At 67.7% G+C, this 2,818-nt stretch carries 3 protein-coding genes; all 3 read left to right on the top strand.

Annotated elements, in window-relative coordinates:
• Positions 1-22 precede the first annotated feature (22 nt).
• Positions 23-1,630, top strand: coding sequence for a carboxyl transferase domain-containing protein (locus P3W85_RS42295; protein ID WP_276269200.1), 1,608 nt, complete (start codon positions 23-25; stop codon positions 1,628-1,630).
• A gap of 45 nt (positions 1,631-1,675) precedes the next feature.
• The gene (locus P3W85_RS42290; protein WP_276269199.1) at positions 1,676-2,464 is read left to right on the top strand and encodes an enoyl-CoA hydratase/isomerase family protein; all 789 of its coding nucleotides are present in this window, start codon (positions 1,676-1,678) and stop codon (positions 2,462-2,464) included.
• Between the two features lie 127 nt (positions 2,465-2,591).
• Positions 2,592-2,818 (top strand): biotin carboxylase N-terminal domain-containing protein (locus tag P3W85_RS42285; RefSeq protein WP_276269198.1); only part of this gene is annotated, 227 nt, incomplete at its 3' end.

Raw genomic sequence — 2,818 nt, 5'->3', positions numbered from 1 at the left:
AACGATCACCGCACGAGACTCCATGCCCACGCTCGAAACCAAACTCAATGCGCGTTCGGAATCCTTCCGCGCCAACGCCGACGCCATGCAGGCGCTGGTCGCCGACCTCAAGGCGAAGATCGCCAAGCTGGCCGAAGGCGGCGGCGAGGAAGCGCGCGCCAAGCACCTCGGGCGCGGCAAGCTGCTGCCGCGCGAGCGCGTCCAGCAACTGCTGGACCCGGGCACGCCCTTCCTGGAGCTGTCGCAGCTCGCGGCCTATGACATGTACGACAATGCCGCGCCCGGCGCCGGCATCATCACCGGCATCGGCAGCATTGCCGGGCAGGAATGCGTGATCGTCTGCAACGATGCCACCGTCAAGGGCGGCACCTACTATCCGCTCACCGTGCGCAAGCACCTGCGTGCGCAGGAGATCGCCGAGCAGAACAACCTGCCCTGCATCTACCTGGTGGATTCGGGCGGCGCCAACCTGCCGAACCAGGACGACGTGTTCCCGGATCGCGACCACTTTGGCCGCATCTTCTACAACCAGGCCAACCTGTCCAAGGCGGGCATTCCGCAGATCGCGGTGGTGATGGGTTCCTGCACCGCCGGCGGCGCCTATGTGCCGGCGATGAGCGATGAGTCCATCATCGTCAAGAACCAGGGCACCATCTTCCTGGGCGGCCCGCCGCTGGTGAAGGCCGCGACCGGCGAGGAAGTGAGCGCCGAGGACCTGGGCGGCGCCGACGTGCACACCCGCCTGTCGGGCGTGGCCGATTATTTTGCGCAGAACGACGCGCACGCGCTGTCGCTGGCGCGCAATATCGTGCAGCACCTGAACCGCCGCAAGCCGGACCAGATCCGCCTGCACGAGCCCCTGCCCCCGCGCTATCCGGTGGAAGAACTGTACGGCGTGATTCCCACCGACACGCGCAAGCCCTACGACGTGCGCGAGGTGATCGCGCGCATCGTGGACGATTCCGATTTCGACGAATTCAAGGCGCGCTACGGCACCACGCTGGTTTGCGGCTTTGCGCGGATCTGGGGTTATCCGGTAGGCATCATCGCCAATAACGGCATCCTGTTCTCGGAGTCGGCGCTGAAGGGCGCGCACTTCATCGAGCTGTGCTGCCAGCGCAAGATTCCGCTGGTGTTCCTGCAGAACATCACCGGCTTCATGGTGGGCCGCAAGTACGAGAACGAAGGCATCGCGCGCAACGGCGCCAAGATGGTGACGGCGGTGGCGACGGCGCAGGTGCCGAAGTTCACCGTGATCATCGGCGGCTCGTTCGGCGCGGGCAACTACGGCATGTGCGGCCGGGCGTATTCGCCGCGTTTCCTGTGGATGTGGCCGAACGCGCGGATCTCGGTGATGGGCGGCGAGCAGGCAGCCAGCGTGCTGGCCACCGTGCGCCGCGACGGCATCGAGGCCAAGGGGGGCAGCTGGAGCGCGGAGGACGAGGACAAGTTCAAGCAGCCGATCCGCGACCAGTACGAGCACCAGGGCCACCCCTACTACGCCAGCGCGCGGCTGTGGGACGACGGCGTGATCGATCCCGCGCAAACCCGCACGGTGCTGGGCCTTGGCCTGTCGGCCAGCCTGAATGCGCCGATCGGCGAGATGAAGTTCGGCGTGTTCCGCATGTAACGCCGCGCCGATCCACTCCCGCACAGCACAGGACCAGAACGCAATATGGAATTCACCACCCTTACCGTCACCGCCGAACAGCATGTGGCCACCGTCACGCTGAACCGGCCGGACGTACGCAATGCCTTCAACGAGACCGTGATCGCGGAGTTGACCGGCGCCTTCCGCGCGCTGGGCAGCGAGTCCACGGTGCGCGCCATCGTGCTGGCCGGCAACGGCCCGGCCTTCTGCGCCGGCGCCGATCTGAACTGGATGAAGAAGATGGCCGGCTACTCGCACGACGAGAACCGGTCCGATGCGCTGACGCTGGCGCAGATGCTGCATACCATCTGGGCCTGTCCCACGCCGGTGATCGCCCGCATTCACGGCGACACCTACGCCGGCGGCGTGGGCCTGGTCGCGGCCTGCGATATCGCGGTGGCGGCGGAACCGGTCAACTTCTGCCTGTCGGAAGCGCGCCTGGGCCTGCTGCCGGCCACCATCAGCCCCTACGTGATCCGCGCCATGGGCGAGCAGGCGGCACGCCGCTACTTCATCACGGCCGAGCGCTTTGGCGCCGCCGAGGCGCTGCGGCTGGGTTTTGTGCATGAGGTGGTGCCGGCCGATGCGCTGGACGCCAGGGTGAGCGAGATAGCCGCCGCGCTGGTGGCCAACAGCCCCAACGCCGTGCGCGAGAGCAAGCGGCTGGTGCAGGAAGTGGCCGGACGCGCCATCGACGACGCGCTGCTGGCCGATACGGCAGACCGCATCGCGGCCATCCGCGCGTCCGAAGAGGGCCGCGAGGGCGTGCGCTCCTTCCTGGAGAAGCGTTCGCCGTCATGGCGTCCTGCCTGAGCCCGCCACCCAGCCAATCTTGCGTTTGCCCCGCTGCCATGCAGGGGCGCTGGCCGCCCCGCAGGCGTGAAGCGCGCCGGGCGGCCCGGGCAGCCTTGCTGCCCGAACCCATAAAATAGGAACAGCCATGTTCAACAAGATCCTGATCGCCAATCGCGGCGAAATCGCCTGCCGCGTGGCGGCCACCTGCCGCCGCCTCGGCATCCGCACGGTGGCTGTCTATTCGGACGCCGACGCCAACGCCCGCCACGTGGCGCTGTGCGACGAAGCGGTGCACATCGGCGGCGCGGCCGCGCGCGACAGCTACCTGCGCGGCGAGCACATCATCGAGATGGCCAAGGCCACCGGCGCGCA

The sequence above is a fragment of the Cupriavidus basilensis genome (assembly GCF_029335485.1).
GTDB lineage: Bacteria > Pseudomonadota > Gammaproteobacteria > Burkholderiales > Burkholderiaceae > Cupriavidus > Cupriavidus basilensis_E.
The sequence above is the reverse complement of the archived record's forward strand: the minus strand, read 5'-3'. Positions and strand labels throughout refer to the sequence as shown.

Coding starts and splice junctions, on each gene's coding strand:
- P3W85_RS42295 (WP_276269200.1), top strand. CDS start 23: ATGCCCACGCTCGAAACCAAACTCAATGCGCGTTCGGAATCCTTCCGC.
- P3W85_RS42290 (WP_276269199.1), top strand. CDS start 1,676: ATGGAATTCACCACCCTTACCGTCACCGCCGAACAGCATGTGGCCACC.